Source organism: Parahalioglobus pacificus, assembly GCF_014652275.1.
In the GTDB taxonomy this organism is placed as follows: Bacteria; Pseudomonadota; Gammaproteobacteria; order Pseudomonadales; family Halieaceae; genus Parahalioglobus; species Parahalioglobus pacificus.
Genome location: NZ_BMYM01000001.1, coordinates 590,529 through 606,251, shown reverse-complemented (window position 1 = coordinate 606,251; position 15,723 = coordinate 590,529). Strand labels below are relative to the sequence as shown.

Here is a 15,723-nt window from a genome sequence, read left to right as displayed (position 1 = left end):
TCCCCGGCCTACCAGTTCTCTTTGAACGGCCTGAGATCCAATTCATGGGTCCACGCGCTGCGGGGCTGGTTGTGGAGATACCAGAATGCATCGGCAATAGCGGCCGGTTCCAGCGAGCCCTCCGGCCCGACCTGCTCGAGGTATTGCGGGAAGCGCGTGCGCAGAATGTCGCCATTGATTACGCCATCAACGATCACGTGGGCCACGTGCACACCCTGCGGGCCATACTCGCGCGCCAATGACTGCACCAGATTACGCAGTCCGGCCTTGGCGGATGCGAAGTGCGCAAAATTCGCTTTACCGCGCGTGGATGCTGAGGCTCCGGTAAACAATAAAGAACCCTGCCCCTGGGCAGCTAACAGCCGCATCGCGCGCTTGGCCACCAAAAAAGCGCCGTAGCACCCGATGCGCCAAAATGATTCAAACTGTGAGGCCGATAGCTCCTCGAAGGGAATAATCGCATTGCTGCCGGCGTTATAGATGATCGCAGCGACAGAATGTCCCCGCTGCTCGAGGAGATCGAAGGCCGCGCCAACCTCCTCTTCCCGGGTTACATCCACAGCCAGCGCTTCGCAACTGCCTCCGTCCTCTGACGCAAGATCGGCGGATGCCTGTACTTTCTCGAGGGTGCGCCCCGTCACTATGACATGCTGCCCTTCGCTGGCAAACTTGCGCGCCAGGGCGCCACCCAAGCCGTCGGGCGATCCGGCCCCGAAAAACAGTACTGATTCCGTCATGACCTCACTCCTTCAGTATTTACCGTGTTAATACACCCCAGCGAGGCAGACGTATCACTCGGCTATGCCTAATATCCGCTTCAAAAATGCATCGGACGACTTCATAAAGTCGCGGGACACGGCCGCAGTTGGCGCAACACCATCGAACCCGTGGGGTGCCAGCGGCGCCACAAGGAACTCGCAAGGCACGCCAGCCTCGCGCAGCCGCTGTGTGTACACTCGGTCTTCGTCCAGAAATAGATCCTTGTCACCCACGCCGACCCAGGCCGGCGGCAAACCGGCCAACGACTCACGCCGGCCAGGCACCGCCCAGTCTGGAGCGAGGTCTTCAAGACCCGCTTCTCGCCCCAGATAGGCAGACCAGCCGTAGCGGTTGTTGCTGTTGTTCCAGAGAATGTGCTCTATCGCCGTGAGGTCTTCGCGCGTGGCAGTACGGTCATCCAACATGGGATAGATCAGCAGCTGCGCCGCAGGCTGGTGCCCACCCGTATCCGCAATACGTTGGCATAGGGCAGCGGCAAGCCCACCACCCGCACTCTGCCCGGCAATCGCAATCCTGGCGGGGTCAACACCCAAGCGATCGGCGCTCTCCAAAAACCACTCCCAGGCGCCGAAGCAATCATCGATGGCAGCGGGATACGTGTGCTCGGGTGCAAGACGGTAGTTGGCCGATACCACCGTCAGACCCAGTTCTGCCGCATAGCGCAGGCAGTCCGCATCGTTCATGCTGGCATCGCCCATGATCATCCCGCCGCCGTGAATCCACAGCAGGCCAGCGCCAGTGCCACCGGACTTCGGTTTATACACGCGGATATCGGCAGCACCCAGCGCCTGTTTGGAAAACTCAACCTGCGGATGCTTCGGGGTTTTGCGCTGCAGGCGCATCACGCAACGCACTAGCCATCTCACCCAGGCTCGATCCAGTCGCAGGTTGGGCATCTTTGAGAACGCCCCTTGCAGTTCGGGGTCTATATCCGTGAGTTGCATCTTCTCTGGGGTCATTCTCGAATCCGTGCCTTCACTTCTTGTTGTCATTTATCGCAGCACAGCAGTATATAGCCAGCCTCTTTTTGCGTTCAACGAACACCCCGTGCCCCGCCCAGCAACGGCGAGCACGCCGCCCATTGCATTACAGAAACACTGTTCGCAGCGCGGGCAGACACCGCGTACGGTACAAGCGCGCGGAAACTCGCTAGAATTCGCGTTTCGATAACTGGCCAGACAGCGTTCAGACATCCTTGCCGTGAATACGCAAACCCCACAGACAGATCAGCCATCACCCTGGCGTTTTTGCATAGCGCCGATGATGGATTGGTCGGATCATCATTGCCGTTACTTTTGGCGACTGATCAGCCGCCAGGCCCTGCTCTACACAGAGATGGTCACCACCGGCGCGCTGCTGCATGGTGACCGCGACCGCTTCCTGCACTACAACGCGGATGAGCATCCGGTAGCGCTGCAGCTGGGCGGCTCGGATACCGGGGAACTGGCGCAATGTGCGAAGCTCGCCGAGCAGTGGGAATACGACGAGGTTAATCTCAATTGTGGATGCCCCTCCGATAGAGTGCAGTCTGGCCGCTTCGGTGCCTGCTTGATGGCAGAACCACAACTGGTCGCCGACTGTGTCAAGGCGATGCGCGATGCCTGCGAACTACCCGTAACCGTCAAGCACCGTATCGGCATTGACGATATGGAGAGCTACAGCAAGCTTGTGGATTTCGTCTCGACGATTGCTGAGGCGGGTTGTGAGGTTTTTATCGTGCACGCGCGCAAAGCCTGGCTCAATGGTTTGTCCCCCAAGGAAAATCGCGAGATACCGCCGCTCAATTATCTCTGGGTGTATCGTCTAAAGCAGGACTTCCCCGATTTGCAGATTGTGATTAACGGGGGCATCACCACACTGGAAGCCTGCGAGACACACCTGGCGCAAGTCGACGGTGTTATGTTGGGCCGAGAGGCCTACCACAACCCTTGGCGACTGGCGGAGGTCGATGCACGACTGTTCGGCATGGACAACCCTGCACACAGCAGAGATGATGTCGTAGGCGCTCTACTTCCCTACGTAGAGCGCGAGTTGGCCAAAGGCACTCACCTGAACCACATCACGCGTCACATACTGGGCCTGTACCAGGGCGTGCCCGGTGCGCGAAAGTTCAGGCGTCATCTTAGCGAAAATGCCTACAAGCCAGACGCGGGCATCAATGTACTCACAACCGCCTGTCAATTGGTACGCGAAACACTGGAACATACGCGCCCCCCTGCGGTTGCGTAATGTCATCACCGTCATAGGAACCCGAACATGAGCAGCAAGCTGGAGCAGTTAAAGGCAATGACCGATGTCGTCGCAGACACCGGCGATATAGAGGCTATTGCCCGCTTCACCCCCATGGACGCAACTACCAACCCGTCGCTTCTGCTCAAAGCCGCATCTCTGCCTCATTACGCCACGCTGCTGAGTGAAGCCAAAGCATGGGCCGGTGATCAGGGCGGCAGCGACAGCGAACAACTGGCTAACTGCTGCGACCGCTTCGCCGTGGATGTGGGCCGAGAAATACTGGCCCTGATTCCCGGGCGTATTTCCACGGAAGTCGATGCCCGGCTGTCGTTTGATTGCGATGCGACCATCGCACGCGCACGCAAAATCATTCGCATGTATGAAGAAGCGGGCATAGGCCCCGACCGCATCCTGATCAAGATTGCCTCAACCTGGGAAGGGATACAGGCGGCCCGCCAGTTGGAGCAGGAAGGCATTAACTGCAACCTGACACTACTGTTCGGCTTCGCCCAGGCGAAAGCTTGCGCCGACGCCGGCGTATTCCTGATTTCGCCCTTCGTGGGTCGTATTCTGGATTGGCACAAGGCCAACACAGACCTCGCAATCAACACGCCACAGGACGACCCCGGCGTACAATCGGTTGCGCGTATTTACCGTTACTACAAGGCACACGGCTACAACACCGTGGTTATGGGTGCCAGCTTCCGCAATGTCGGTGAGATTGAAGCACTGGCCGGTTGCGACAGACTCACTATCAGTCCGGCACTATTGGAGGAGTTGAGTAACGACAGCACTGCCCTGCCCCGGCAACTGGGTGTCGGAGAAGTTGCTTCAGACGATTCGCTCAATCCGCCTGATGAGTCACAGTTCCGTTATGAACTGAATCAGGACGCGATGGCGACAGAGAAACTCGCTGAAGGGATTCGCAATTTCGTCGCCGACCAAATCACACTGGAACAGGTGATTGCCGGGCAATGATCAAGTCGCTGCTCTCGCTATTTGAATTACCTGAGGCGGCTTCGCCGGAGGACGCCAGCCAAGCTACGCAATTGGCCGCTGCGGCACTGCTGATAGAAACCGCTCGCGCAGACTTTCATCGGGATGAAGCTGAAGAGGTGGCGCTGAGAAGCCTGCTGGCCGACACACTTCAGCTGTCGAAAGCTCAGGTTGAAGAACTGGTGACACTGGCCAACCAGCGCGCCGACGAGGCCACGTCGCTGTACGAATTCACGCGCGTTATCAATGACCACTACACCCCTGCGCAAAAACTCGCGCTCATCGACCTGATGTGGAAAGTGGCCTACGCTGATAGCAACCTGGATAAGTACGAAGAGCACTTGATTCGGCGTGTCGCCGAACTCACCTATGTGCCCCATCAGGACTACATTCGCAGCAAACTCGCCGCTGCGCCCTAACCCCGCTCCAATGCGGTCATGAGATCACGAAACTTCGCGCGGTTCTCATCCGAGATATCCATCAGAATACGATGAGCCTCTATGACTTTCTCGCGCACCGCAGCCTCACTGCCATCAACCACAGGAATGTCGGTGACGGTGTCGTCGCTGTGGCAGGACTCTTCATGCAGCTCAAAGAGCCGCTGGAAGCCCATACTTTTTAGGAGTCGGTTGATTCCAGGTTCGCAGGAGTAAATAGCGGGGCTGAAGCCAAACTGTTCGCGGGTTCGAATAGCGAGTTTCGCCAATAGGCCTAGCGTCGTGCTATCAATACCCTGCGCATCACACAAATCCACCCAGACACTGGCAAACTCAGGGTCATCAAACATGTGCTGGATGTAATCGTCGATCGTTGTGCACAGTGTCAGGCGCACATCACCCTGCAGGCGAATAACGTAGGCGCCATCGTGGCTGGCCGCCAGCACGCGCCCCTCAGACATCTTCGCCCCGCTTGCTGATAAACAACGCTGCGATATCGTCGGGCGCAGTCTCCACCGTATTTAATCCCAACCGATGCGCCAGGACTTCAGGTGACTCTGCCGCTTCGTCAAATACGTTCAGGAAATACTTTTCTTTTTCAATCAGGCTTTGCGGCGGCAGAATTTCCAATATGCCATCGGAAAAAAGGGCCAGCGTAAAGCGAGCGGGCAGCTCAAGCATGTGTTCTTCGTAGTGGGCATCCACCATGATGCCCACCGCTGAGCCCTCCCCGCGCAGGTAGCGTGCCCCCTCGGAGGACATCAGCACAGGCTGTGGAAGGTGCCCAGCCACGCTATAGCGCAGGCTGTTATTCACCAGATCCAGCACGCCCACCACCATGGTTGCGAATTTCCCCACATCCAGATCCAACAGATCGTGATTTGCCCGCTTCAGCATACCCACGGGGCTGAGAATAGTGTCGTCGTTTTTGCGCAGAAAATCCGAGCGCTTGCGCGCAAACAGGTTTTTCAAAAGCACCGTCGCAAACGCCGAGGAGCTACCGTGGCCAGACACGTCGGCCATAAAAAATGTGACGTAGCGGTCGCCCACAGTGAAGTAGTCGGTAAAATCGCCACTGAGGTACAAAGAGGGAATGACTGTGTGACTGAACACAAAGTCGCCACTCACCATGGGCGACTCGGGCAGCATCGCCAGCTGCACCTGCCGGCCCGCCTGCTGGTCCTGTTCCAGCACCTTGACGGTACCTCGCAACTCGAGATTGGCCGCTTCCAGCCGCTGCCGGGAATCCTGAAGCTCGCGCCGCATCTGCCGCTGACGCACACAGCGAGCAATAGACTCATGCAGCGCCTGAGGATCTTCCACAGGCCGCACGAAGAAATCGCTGGCACCCAGGCGCAACGCCGTCATCATCCGCTCAGACTCCGCCTCATCGCTGAACATGATGGCAGGTACCTGCACATCCATCTCACGCAGAGTTTGCCTGGCGTCGTTCCAGAATACGTCCTTGAGGTTGAGCTCACACAGGATAACGTCCAACTCACTGTCGGTGCTGAGGGAGTAATGTGAGCTATTCACGTCTGTGACCACATTGGCGCTGTAGCCACCCTCTCGCACCAGCTGGGCCAGCTCTTGCGCGCGCGAGGCGTCATCATCGATGACGAGGACATTGCCATTGACCGTCATCTGGCGATATCCACTGTTCATTTCCGGGCACGTTACGCCCAACGCCACGGTCAAACAACCGGTCGCAGACGGGTTTGGTAAGAATTCACACTTTTGAAAACGGCCCCATTAACGGCCGGGGTATCAGAACTCTTCGTCGTCCCAATCATCCCCAAAATCGGAGAAGCTATCTTCAACTTCCCCGTCATTCACCAGTGCGCGGCGCTGTTGAATATAGGCATCACGGACGAAGATATAGCGATCACCGCTGATCAGCTCATCGGCGGAGAGTAAGCGGGCACGCCCATCGATAAGCTCGGTGCCCCAGATGGAGTTCCGGAGGGCGACATTATCGATATAGGTGGGGACCGAGGTGTAAGTATCCACAATGGTACCTGTGCCGCTGCGGAAGGTTCGCGGCCCGAACAAGGGCACCATCACATAAGGCCCTTCGGGTACGCCCCATATCGCCAAGGTGTGACCAAAGTCGGTGCGATACGGCCGGATTCCCAGGGGTGTTGCGACATCGAAAAGCCCCAGCAGCCCAACGGTGGAGTTCACCAGGAAACGCCCACCGCCCTGTGCGGCGCCCAAAAACCGGCCTTGCAACACCGCGTTAATGGCAGCGTTAAAGTCATACAGGTTGGCAAAAAAATTACCTACACCGCGCTGCGCCGGGTCCGGCATCACAAAATCATAACCCGTTGCCACCGGCTTGAGCAGGAAGCGATCCAGTTGGTCGTTAACGGCGAACATTGGCCGATTGAACCACTCCAATGGATCAACGTTTTCCTCCGGCTCCAGCACCTCTTGTGCAGCAGGTACCGGGGAAAACAGCAGGATAATGATAAAAAGAATACGGGGCATGTATGACGTTCAGTCTCTTGGCGGCCGCTATTTTGCTACGACTTGGGCTCGCAGTAAATTATGCCCGAGGAGCGCAGCTGGTTCAGCTCCTGGCTGGCAAACTGCGCGATAGCCTCGTTGGTTGTGGAAAGCTCTGCTGCCAGTTGCGCCACAAGTGCTGTGGCCAATTCGCCCTCATTGTCACGCACCAGCTCCAGCAGCCTGGCCATGGCAGGGTTCAGCGCCATAAAGCGCACTTTGTCCTCGCGGTCGCGATACACCGCCAAAAAGGTGGGTTGCTCCGATTGAGACGGTCGATGTCCGGGCCCAATTTCATGAACCGGCCATATATACGCCAACACCCAAGCCACGGGCGACAAGCGGGGAACCAGGCTCAACACGTCGGCCTCAGGGCAGTCCTGCGGGATTTCATCCTCCGCAACGTCTAAACCCAGCTCTACCCATTCGTAGTGTGCCAACTCAGCCATAAACGGCGGATCGCAGTCACGAGGCTCGTAGTCTTCGGTGAGAAAGTGGAGAAACTCCTGACTAATCTCCAGGAAGTATGGCGTGTGGCAGCGGTGTCCGTCTATGAAGCGGCGCACTAGCGCATGCCAGTCCGAATCGTCGTATAGGCTTTTCAGCACGGGAAAGCCGCTATTGATAAAGCCCTCAATATTGTTGTAAATGAGGTCCTGGTAAATCTTCAATCGCCGGGCTTCGATGCCGGCAGGCGGTGCATTATGCTCGGGATCGCGCAGAAAACTGGCCATCTCCATCTGCTGCGCTTTTAAGTTGCTATTCGCGCTCATGCCCGCAGCGCCTCGTTGCCAATCGCAGCCGACTGAGCCGCGCGTATGCGTTCGATATCGGTCAGCAACTCCGACAGGGGCGGCAAGTTAAAGTCACGCTCCAGCAGAGTGGGTAAGGGTCCAACGCGCTCATAGGCCTGATCGAGTAAGCGCCATACGGGGTCGATGATGTCTGCCCCATGGGTGTCGACCTTTAGGTCGTCCGCTTCGTCGAAGTGCCCTGCAATATGGATGTAACGCGCCCGGTCCAGTGGCAGCGAGTCCAAAAAGGCCACGGGGTCGTAGCGGTGATTAATACTGTTTACATAGATGTTGTTGACGTCCAAAAGAAGCCCACAATCCGCCTCCTCCAGCACCGCCGTGATGAATTCCGCTTCCGTCATGTCGTGGTGCGCTTGCGCATAGTAAGACGCATTTTCCAGTGCTATGGGCTCACCGATAATGTCCTGAACCTGGCGGATGCGCGCTGCCACGTGGTGCACGGCCTCCTCCGTAAAAGGTATGGGCAACAGGTCATAGAGATGCCCCTCTGCCGCACAGTACGTTAAATGCTCACTGTAAATCGGGGCCTGAAGCTCCGACATCAGATTCCGCACCGCCTTTACCAGGTCAGTGTCGATGGGGTCCGGGCCGCCAACATCAAGAGAGAGCCCGTGAAACGCGATGGTGTGCTTCTCCGCCAAGGCTCTTAACTGACGCCCAAAGCGGCCACCCACACCAATCCAGTTCTCGGGTGCTAACTCCATGAAGTCGACAGCCTCATCGGCCATAGACGAGAGCGGGCCCAGAAGGGCCCGCCTGAGACCGAGACCCGCGCCGCGGAATTCCCGGTTGTTGTCAGCCATCGCTTAGGCGCCGCCGCACTTACCTTCGCCGCACTTGCCTTCGCCTTCAGCTTTGTCGCCGCCGCACTTGCCTTCGCCTTCAGCTTTGTCGCCGCCGCACTTGCCTTCGCCACACTTGCCTTCGCCTTCAGCTTTTTCGTCGCCGCATTTACCTTCGCCGCACTTGCCTTCACCGCATTTGCCTTCGCCGTCTTTAGCGTGACCGCCGAAGCTCGCCAGGTCGTAGCCGCCGCTGAGCTGCTGGGCTGAGAACGGGTTTACATCGGCCGACGCCAGGGGCGAGAGAGACGTTGCCAGAAATGCCGCGCCAAGCGCTGCAGCCAGAGGTTTCTTTGATTGAGCCATGTTCAGTTCCCTGTAGTTACTCTATTGGTACATCTAATCATGTTTTACTGCTTGATAACGAATCCCGGACAACCCGGACAGCGTTCGTGGTACCTATGACCGGTGAGTACCTGTGAAGTTTCCTGTCACGCGAATAAGCATTGGTAATAATTCACAGTTTGTCAAAGTGAAGCACTCCCCTATTCAGGCGCCTCGGCGCACCGCACATTGGGAGCTTTGACAGCGAAGAACGTCCCGGTTCCGATTCAGCGCGGATTGACCGCCAGCCACTCCGTAACCGCCTGCCATTGCGCCTTCAATCGCTTGGTAGACACCGCCTGGCGCGTACCCAAGTTCTGGGCAAATAGTGAGACACGAAACTCCTGCAACATCCATGCATAGCGATAGACAGGCTCGGCCAGTTGCATCGCGCCGGGGCGCTGCAGCAGTAATTCAGTGAGAGGCAGAGTCAGCGCTTCGAGCTCATGGGTGTACTTCTGGTCTTTGTCGTATTGCCCGCTCAATCGCTGCAGCCGGTTCACCAGCGCTTTTACGTAACGCGGATACTGCGAGAACCACTCATGTCCAGCGCGGGTGATAAAGCCCGGCGCAAACAGCATCGAAATTTGAACGTTCACATCATCGAGGCTATCTCCATACTGACCCTTAGGCAGCCCCGCCATCAGCTGGCGAACCTGTGCAAGGCATTGCAGGGTATTGAACAGCGTCTTTTCCCATTCCGTGACTAGGGGCACCAGTTGTGCACGCAGCTCCGTCATATGTTGCTCAAAGTCCTGTCGCGATCTGGGCAGCTCCGTCCCGAGGACGTGCAAGCAGACCGCCGCAATCATGTCATCGATCAACGCCGACCTGTCCAGCTGACTGCCGGCCAGCGCCAGATTGTAGTCATTCCCCCTGAGTAACTGCTTGCGCAGGTAGCGCACACCCTGCCCCTGACTGAGCATGGCCAACCGTGCCACACCCTGCTGATGAGCAAGCAATGCATCGTCAGCGTAGTCAAACAGGGTGATCGAGACATTTTCTTGTTTATCCACCAGAGCGGGGTAGCTGACGATATCGACGCCCGCCTGACTGAATTGCCACTGCAGGGGTAATTCGTCGAAATCCCATTGGCTGATGCCGTCGCGGGCCGGACTGTTGTCGGGCCGGGTGGCCACCTCCTCTGGCTGTCCATCACGAAACTGGCCTACCAGCGCATCCAGATCTCGGCCCTGAGCCAATAACTTGCCCTGCGCATCGACGATGCGGTGGTTCATGCGGTAGTAGCTATCCAGCTTGTCTAATTGCCAGTCAGAGGGTGCCAGCCTCACACCCGCCATTCGGCGGAACTGCTCAGCCAGTGCAGCCAGTAAGTCCGTGTTATCGGGCGTCAGAGCTGACAGTGCGCGGTCCACCATATCCGGCACCGGCACCAGGTGCTTGCGCTGGGTCTTGGGCAGCGCCTTCACCAGTTGGATGCACTTGTCTCGCAACAAGCCGGGCACCAGCCAATCGAAACGAAAGCGGGGAACGCGATTAAGCAGCGCAATCGGAATCGTTACCGACACGCCGTCGGACTCGCCACCCGGTTCGAACTGATAGCTCAGCGCGTAGTTCGTACCCTCCCACTCAAGACTGTCGGGAAACTGTTGTCCCAGTTCTGCGCCGGGATCTCTTGCCATTAGCAATCCGCGATCAATCTCTAGCGCCTTCGCCTGAGCGGCGTGACGCTTCAACCAGCTAGCGAGTTGCCGCGTGGTATAGAGGGTGGCGGGAAGGCGCTCCTCATAGAACGCGTAGAGCACGTTTTCATCGACCAATATGTCGCGCCGGCGTGTGCGCGACTCAAGGTCTTCCACCTCCTTAACCAGCGCGAGATTGGCGCGCAGGAAAACAGGTGGCCGTTTGTAGCGTCCCGCAATCAAGGCTTCTCGGATAAAGACTTCCCGCGAGGTTTCAGGATCAATGGGGCCGTAGTGCACCGACCGGCGATCGCTGACAGTCAGTCCGAACAAGGCAATACGTTCCCAGGCCACGACCCGGCCGGCTCGTGGCTGCCAGCGTGGCTCGTAATAATGATGCTTGAGTAGCTCCGGATTCACGTCCAGCACCCAGTGGGGCTCTATAGCGGCCACAACCCGGGCGAACACCTTGCTGGTCTCGACGATCTCGGCAGCCACGATCCATTTGGGCGGCTTACGGTACTGCGAGGAACCGGGAAATATCTGCAGTTTACGATTGCGCGCACCCAGGAACTCTCGTCCCTCATCCTGCTGGGCGATATTGCCGAGCAATCCTGCCAGCAGCGCGCGGTGCGTACCGTCGTAGTTTTCTTTTTCGGGCAGCTCCCGTTTGGCCTTGATGCCCTGCTGCCGACATGCAATCGTCAGCTGGGTGTGCACGTCCCGCCATTCACGCATCCGTAAATACGCAAGAAACTCGCGCTTACACAGCTTGCGCAACTGATTCTGACTCAGCGCCTGACGCTGCTCTTCGTAGTACCGCCACAGATTCAACAGCGCCATAAAATCAGATTTGGGATGCTTGAAGCGCGCGTGGAACTGATCAGACTGGGATTGCTTATCCGAGGGCCTCTCGCGTGGGTCCTGAATGGACAAGGCACTGGCGACAACCAACACCTCTTCGAGGCATCCCTGCCCCTGCGCCGCCAGCACCATTCTCGCCAGACTGGGGTCGATGGGCAGCCGCGCCATGCGGCGCCCCAGATTGGTCAGCTTGTTTCGCGCACTGACAGCACCCAGTTCCTGCAGAAGACGAAACCCGTCACGCACCATTCGAGGGTCGGGCGGGTCCACGAAGGGGAAGCGATTGATATCGCCAAGCCCCAGCTCCAGCATGCGCAGGATAACGGCGGCGAGATTGGTCCTATGGATCTCGGGGTCGGTGAACTCCGGACGGCTGCTGAAATCATCTTCGCTGTAAAGTCGCAGGCACACACCTTCTGCCACTCGCCCGCAGCGACCTTTACGCTGATTCGCACTGGCCTGGGAGACCGGCTCAATGGGTAACCGTTGCAGCCGTGAGCGGTAACTGTAACGGCTGATGCGAGCATCACCCGGATCAATCACGTAGCGAATGCCTGGCACGGTAATTGACGTTTCAGCAACGTTGGTGGCAAGCACTACCCGCATGCGCGAACTACCGGTGCCACGAAACACCCTGGCCTGCTCGCCTGCGCTCAGGCGCGCATAAAGGGGAAGTACGTCGATCGCCTCGTGGTGTCTTAACCGCTTGGCAAGCTCTCGAATATCACGCTCGCCGGGCAGAAAAACCAGCGTATCGCCGCGCTTGCCGTAGCGGCCTGCGGCAATCTCATCAACCGTGCGTTCTACCTGGGCATAAACCCCCTCTTCACGGTCTTCGGGCTCGCCTAGATAGGCAACCTCAACCGGAAAGGTGCGGCCAGACACTTCAATAATCGGTGCATCGTCAAAGTGTCGGGAGAAACTCTCCACATCAATGGTGGCGGAGGTGATGATCACTTTGAGGTCGGGGCGACGCGGCAGCAAGCGCTTGAGGTAGCCCAGAATGAAATCAATATTCAGGCTTCGCTCGTGCGCCTCATCAATAATCAGCGTGTCGTAGGCCTTTAGATCCCGGTCACGCTGCATTTCATTGAGCAGGATGCCGTCCGTCATCAACTTGATGGCGGTGGCATCGGAGACTTCATCGTTGAAGCGCACCTGGTAGCCCACCACCGACCCCAACTCACAGCCCAGCTCTTGGGCAATACGCTGGGCAACGGCACGCGCCGCCAACCTGCGCGGTTGGGTATGACCAATTCGTGCATTTAGGCCGCGGCCCAACGACAGACACAGCTTGGGCAGCTGTGTGGTTTTTCCCGAGCCTGTCTCGCCGGCCAGAATCACCACCTGATGCTCTTTGATCAGCGCAGCAATGTCCTCCCGCCGCTCACTGACGGGCAGCTCGGGCGGAAAGCTGATGTCCGGAATTTCGCGCAGAGGCGCGCTGGTACTACTCACAGAGGTTTACCAGGTGATGTCAGGCAGAGTCTCGAAGTTCTCGACGCAATATCTTACCAACATTGGTTTTCGGCAATTCGTCACGGAACTCGACCAAACGAGGCACCTTATAGGCCGTCAGGCTGCGGCGGCAGAATTCTCTCACCTCGTCGGCCGTGAGGGTGCCGGACTTGCTGACAACAAACATTTTAATCACTTCACCAGAGCTATCGTCGGGCACACCCACCGCGGCACACTCCAACACATCGTCATGTTGGTACAGCACATCCTCTAGCTCATTGGGGTACACGTTGAATCCAGACACAACGATCATGTCTTTCTTGCGATCAACAATCTGCAAGAAACCGTCGGGGCGGAGTTTGGCGACATCGCCCGTGCGAAACCAACCTTCACTGTCCATCACCTTGGCGGTTTCATCTGGCCGTTGCCAGTAGCCCAGCATGACTTGCGGCCCACGGACACAAAGCTCACCGGCTTGATCTACACCCAACTCCACATTGTCGTCATCCAGGATACGGACTTCGGTGTCGGGCACCGGGATGCCGATGGTGCCTATGCGCTTGCAGTTACCGGGATTGGTGGAAACCACCGGCGAAGTCTCCGTCAATCCGTAGCCCTCGGACACTTCACAGCCTGTGATGGCCTGCCACTGCTCGGCGGCAGCGTGGGTCAGTGCCATCCCCCCGGACAGGGTGACCCTGAGGTGGCTGAAGTCCAGGGCCTTGAAGGCGTCGTGGTTACACAGGGAGAGAAACAGGGTATTCAGGCCGCAGAACAGGCTGGGACGATAACTGCTCATGACTTTGACAATGGAGTCCAGATCGCGGGGGTTGGGAATAAACACCAGATGCCCGCCGCGCACCATACTGTAGACGCACGTCATAAAGGCGTAAATGTGATACACGGGCAGCGGCTGCGCCATCACCAGATTTTCATCGCCAAAATCGTGGGTCTCGAAAATGGCATCCACCTGCATCACATTGGCGACAAGATTAGCGTGCGAAAGCATCGCGCCCTTGGCGACACCGGTTGTACCGCCGGTGTACTGCAACATCGCGAGTGCATTACGCTCCACAGAAACCGCTGAATAGGGCTTTCGCGCCCCCATTACCAGGGCCTGACGAAGGCCGACAGCACCCGGGATAGAAAACGGGGGCACCAACTTTTTGACGTGCTTGGTCACCGTATTGATCAGCAGTCGCTGCGGCAAGGGATGGAGATCGGCAAGCTCAGTGACCACCACGTGCTTGACCCCAGTGCGAGGCAGCACGGCCGCGGTATTGGCTGCGACATTCGCCTGCACCACCAGTGCCTTCACATTGGCATCATTGAACTGGTGCTCAATCTCCCGTTCGCTGTACAGCGGATTGGTGTTAACCACGACCATGCCGGCCCGCAGGGCACCGAAAAGCACCACGGGGTACTGGATGAGGTTGGGCATCTGGATGGCGATACGGTCACCGGGCTCCAACGTCGTATGGTTCTGCAGCCAGCTGGCGAACTGGCCCGAGAATTCATCAAGCCGGGCATAAGTGAGACTGTGCCCAAGACTACTGAAGGCAGGTTTGTCAGCAAACAGCCCAGAGGCATGGTTGATCACCGCGTTCACATCGCTGAAGCGCGCACTGTCAGCATGAGCAGCAATACCCAGAGCGTCGCTGGTTATACGGATCAGGTCATGAATCTCTGCGGAGGCCTCAGCCATGGTCTGTCTTTCCTGACTATCGGTTGCTTGCAAGCGGCGAACATACGCTATTTACAGAGCCTTGCCCAGCCAAGCAAAACGCGGTTTAGGGTATGCTGGCGCAAACGAAAAGGGAGCAAAGAATGGATAGCCTGACGACGGTCACCTACGACCAGATCGCGATCGGTGATAGTGCCACCTACACCCGCACAGTGACCGAGCGCGATGTGGTCTTATTCAGCGAAGTATCGGGGGACCTCAACCCGCTCCACCTGGACGAGGGCTATGCATCAGGTACTGCCTTTGGGGAGCGCATTGCCCACGGTATGCTCTCGGGCGCCTTTATCTCAGCCTGCGTGGCAATGAAGATGTTGGGGCCGGGCACGGTGTACCTGGGTCAAACCATGAAGTTTCTGCGCCCGGTGAAGCTGGGAGATACGGTGACCGTGACCATGACCGTTGCCGAGAAGGAGGACAGGCGCAATAAAGCGACGCTGGACTGCAAAGTCACCAATCAGAACGGCAAGGCCGTTGTGACCGGCACCTCTGAAGTGATGGTTGCCACCGAGGCAGCATCGGCAGCCATACCCGCCCTGCCCGAGATCACCGTTGCCGGGTTGGACAGGTAGACGAAACCCCAGCTGGGCGCCTAGGCCTGCGCCTGCTCGGTGAACTGTTTGGGATCCAAATACATCAGGCGCAGCAACACGCGCGCCTGATCGCCACCTGCCTCACTGCCCAGCACCATCACATTGGCCTGACCGTCTTCTTCCGTGGCCGCGGTAATGCCGAACATCTTTGACTCTGTGTCCTGCTCCGCGCTGAAGACGGTAATGGTCTGACCCTCCTGAACAGCATTGGCAAGGTTCGCCAAAAGCACCGCCACACTGCCCCTGAAGGCACCAAAATTCAGCTTGCCGACGAATTCACTGTGGTCCAGGGCAAGATCGAAGCGCACCAGCGACTCGTCTTCCAGTCGCACCTGGGTAATAGGCAACACGTTGCCTCGGGAGAGTTGCTTGAACAGCTGCTTGGCTTCTGTTCGCTGCGCCTCCAGCAGGGTTCGGTTAATCAGGTTCACGGCGATGGTCAGAAACTGTTCCTGCGACATCGATGTACGTTGGGTTTGGGCCATGGTTT

General features: G+C 57.8%; 15 protein-coding genes. 4 read left to right on the top strand and 11 right to left on the bottom strand.

The genetic code is table 11. The features are described 5' to 3' along the window. Window positions 1-8: 8 nt before the first annotated feature. A complete protein-coding gene (locus IE089_RS02840) occupies window positions 9-737 on the bottom strand; it encodes an SDR family NAD(P)-dependent oxidoreductase (protein ID WP_189474967.1) in 729 nt (242 codons plus the stop codon). Between the two features lie 54 nt (window positions 738-791). Continuing rightward, on the bottom strand, window positions 792-1,739 hold the full coding sequence (locus tag IE089_RS02835; RefSeq protein WP_229802547.1) for an alpha/beta hydrolase: 948 nt from the start codon (window positions 1,737-1,739) through the stop codon (window positions 792-794). Between the two features lie 241 nt (window positions 1,740-1,980). On the opposite strand from IE089_RS02835, the gene dusA reads away from it, so the two are divergent. From dusA to IE089_RS02820, 3 genes are read left to right on the top strand one after another with little or no spacing between them, the layout of a single operon-like run. After that, window positions 1,981-3,009, top strand: coding sequence for a tRNA dihydrouridine(20/20a) synthase DusA (gene dusA, locus IE089_RS02830; RefSeq protein ID WP_268247975.1), 1,029 nt, complete (start codon window positions 1,981-1,983; stop codon window positions 3,007-3,009). Window positions 3,010-3,036: 27 nt separating this feature from the next. Next, a complete protein-coding gene (gene tal, locus IE089_RS02825) occupies window positions 3,037-3,990 on the top strand; it encodes a transaldolase (RefSeq protein ID WP_189474964.1) in 954 nt (317 codons plus the stop codon). Further along, window positions 3,987-4,427, top strand: coding sequence for a tellurite resistance TerB family protein (locus IE089_RS02820; RefSeq protein WP_189474962.1), 441 nt, complete (start codon window positions 3,987-3,989; stop codon window positions 4,425-4,427). Before tal ends, IE089_RS02820 begins: the two co-directional genes overlap by 4 nt. Here IE089_RS02820 and IE089_RS02815 read toward each other — a convergent pair. The 8 genes from IE089_RS02815 to IE089_RS02780 form a co-directional block, all read right to left on the bottom strand. Further along, on the bottom strand, window positions 4,424-4,906 hold the full coding sequence (locus IE089_RS02815) for an STAS domain-containing protein (protein ID WP_189474960.1): 483 nt from the start codon (window positions 4,904-4,906) through the stop codon (window positions 4,424-4,426). The two genes, IE089_RS02820 and IE089_RS02815, sit on opposite strands and share 4 nt — an antisense overlap. After that, window positions 4,899-6,110 carry a PP2C family protein-serine/threonine phosphatase gene (locus IE089_RS02810; RefSeq protein ID WP_229802546.1) on the bottom strand — a complete coding sequence of 404 codons (1,212 nt, stop codon included), beginning with the start codon at window positions 6,108-6,110 and terminating at the stop codon, window positions 4,899-4,901. Before IE089_RS02810 ends, IE089_RS02815 begins: the two co-directional genes overlap by 8 nt. Window positions 6,111-6,212: 102 nt before the next feature. After that, complete coding sequence (locus IE089_RS02805) at window positions 6,213-6,935, bottom strand: MlaA family lipoprotein (protein WP_189474958.1); 723 nt, start codon at window positions 6,933-6,935, stop codon at window positions 6,213-6,215. A gap of 35 nt (window positions 6,936-6,970) precedes the next feature. Continuing rightward, entirely contained in the window at window positions 6,971-7,726 is a 756-nt protein-coding gene (locus IE089_RS02800) for an HvfC family RiPP maturation protein (RefSeq protein WP_189474956.1), read from the bottom strand. After that, on the bottom strand, window positions 7,723-8,571 hold the full coding sequence (locus IE089_RS02795) for an HvfB family MNIO-type RiPP peptide maturase (protein WP_189474955.1): 849 nt from the start codon (window positions 8,569-8,571) through the stop codon (window positions 7,723-7,725). The genes IE089_RS02800 and IE089_RS02795 overlap by 4 nt, the downstream gene beginning before the upstream one ends. A gap of 3 nt (window positions 8,572-8,574) precedes the next feature. Continuing rightward, complete coding sequence (locus IE089_RS02790; RefSeq protein WP_189474953.1) at window positions 8,575-8,916, bottom strand: HvfA family oxazolone/thioamide-modified RiPP metallophore; 342 nt, start codon at window positions 8,914-8,916, stop codon at window positions 8,575-8,577. Between the two features lie 245 nt (window positions 8,917-9,161). Then, entirely contained in the window at window positions 9,162-12,899 is a 3,738-nt protein-coding gene (gene hrpA, locus IE089_RS02785) for an ATP-dependent RNA helicase HrpA (protein WP_189474951.1), read from the bottom strand. Between the two features lie 19 nt (window positions 12,900-12,918). Next, the gene (locus IE089_RS02780; RefSeq protein WP_189474949.1) at window positions 12,919-14,604 is read right to left on the bottom strand and encodes an AMP-binding protein; all 1,686 of its coding nucleotides are present in this window, start codon (window positions 14,602-14,604) and stop codon (window positions 12,919-12,921) included. Window positions 14,605-14,726: 122 nt separating this feature from the next. On the opposite strand from IE089_RS02780, the gene IE089_RS02775 reads away from it, so the two are divergent. Then, window positions 14,727-15,212: a MaoC family dehydratase gene (locus tag IE089_RS02775; protein ID WP_189474947.1), complete on the top strand. Its 486-nt coding sequence runs from the start codon at window positions 14,727-14,729 to the stop codon at window positions 15,210-15,212. Between the two features lie 20 nt (window positions 15,213-15,232). On the opposite strand, the gene IE089_RS02770 is transcribed toward IE089_RS02775, so the two are convergent. Continuing rightward, a complete protein-coding gene (locus IE089_RS02770; protein WP_189474945.1) occupies window positions 15,233-15,718 on the bottom strand; it encodes a hypothetical protein in 486 nt (161 codons plus the stop codon). Between the last annotated feature and the right edge of the window lie 5 nt (window positions 15,719-15,723).

Excerpts from the sequence above, each read along its gene's own strand:
- IE089_RS02840 (WP_189474967.1), bottom strand. The coding sequence starts at position 737 with ATGACGGAATCAGTACTGTTTTTCGGGGCCGGATCGCCCGACGGCTTG.
- IE089_RS02835 (WP_229802547.1), bottom strand. The coding sequence starts at position 1,739 with ATGACCCCAGAGAAGATGCAACTCACGGATATAGACCCCGAACTGCAA.
- tal (WP_189474964.1), top strand. The coding sequence starts at position 3,037 with ATGAGCAGCAAGCTGGAGCAGTTAAAGGCAATGACCGATGTCGTCGCA.
- IE089_RS02820 (WP_189474962.1), top strand. The coding sequence starts at position 3,987 with ATGATCAAGTCGCTGCTCTCGCTATTTGAATTACCTGAGGCGGCTTCG.
- IE089_RS02815 (WP_189474960.1), bottom strand. The coding sequence starts at position 4,906 with ATGTCTGAGGGGCGCGTGCTGGCGGCCAGCCACGATGGCGCCTACGTT.
- IE089_RS02810 (WP_229802546.1), bottom strand. The coding sequence starts at position 6,110 with ATGAACAGTGGATATCGCCAGATGACGGTCAATGGCAATGTCCTCGTC.
- IE089_RS02805 (WP_189474958.1), bottom strand. The coding sequence starts at position 6,935 with ATGCCCCGTATTCTTTTTATCATTATCCTGCTGTTTTCCCCGGTACCT.
- IE089_RS02800 (WP_189474956.1), bottom strand. The coding sequence starts at position 7,726 with ATGAGCGCGAATAGCAACTTAAAAGCGCAGCAGATGGAGATGGCCAGT.
- IE089_RS02795 (WP_189474955.1), bottom strand. The coding sequence starts at position 8,571 with ATGGCTGACAACAACCGGGAATTCCGCGGCGCGGGTCTCGGTCTCAGG.
- IE089_RS02790 (WP_189474953.1), bottom strand. The coding sequence starts at position 8,916 with ATGGCTCAATCAAAGAAACCTCTGGCTGCAGCGCTTGGCGCGGCATTT.
- IE089_RS02780 (WP_189474949.1), bottom strand. The coding sequence starts at position 14,604 with ATGGCTGAGGCCTCCGCAGAGATTCATGACCTGATCCGTATAACCAGC.
- IE089_RS02775 (WP_189474947.1), top strand. The coding sequence starts at position 14,727 with ATGGATAGCCTGACGACGGTCACCTACGACCAGATCGCGATCGGTGAT.
- IE089_RS02770 (WP_189474945.1), bottom strand. The coding sequence starts at position 15,718 with ATGGCCCAAACCCAACGTACATCGATGTCGCAGGAACAGTTTCTGACC.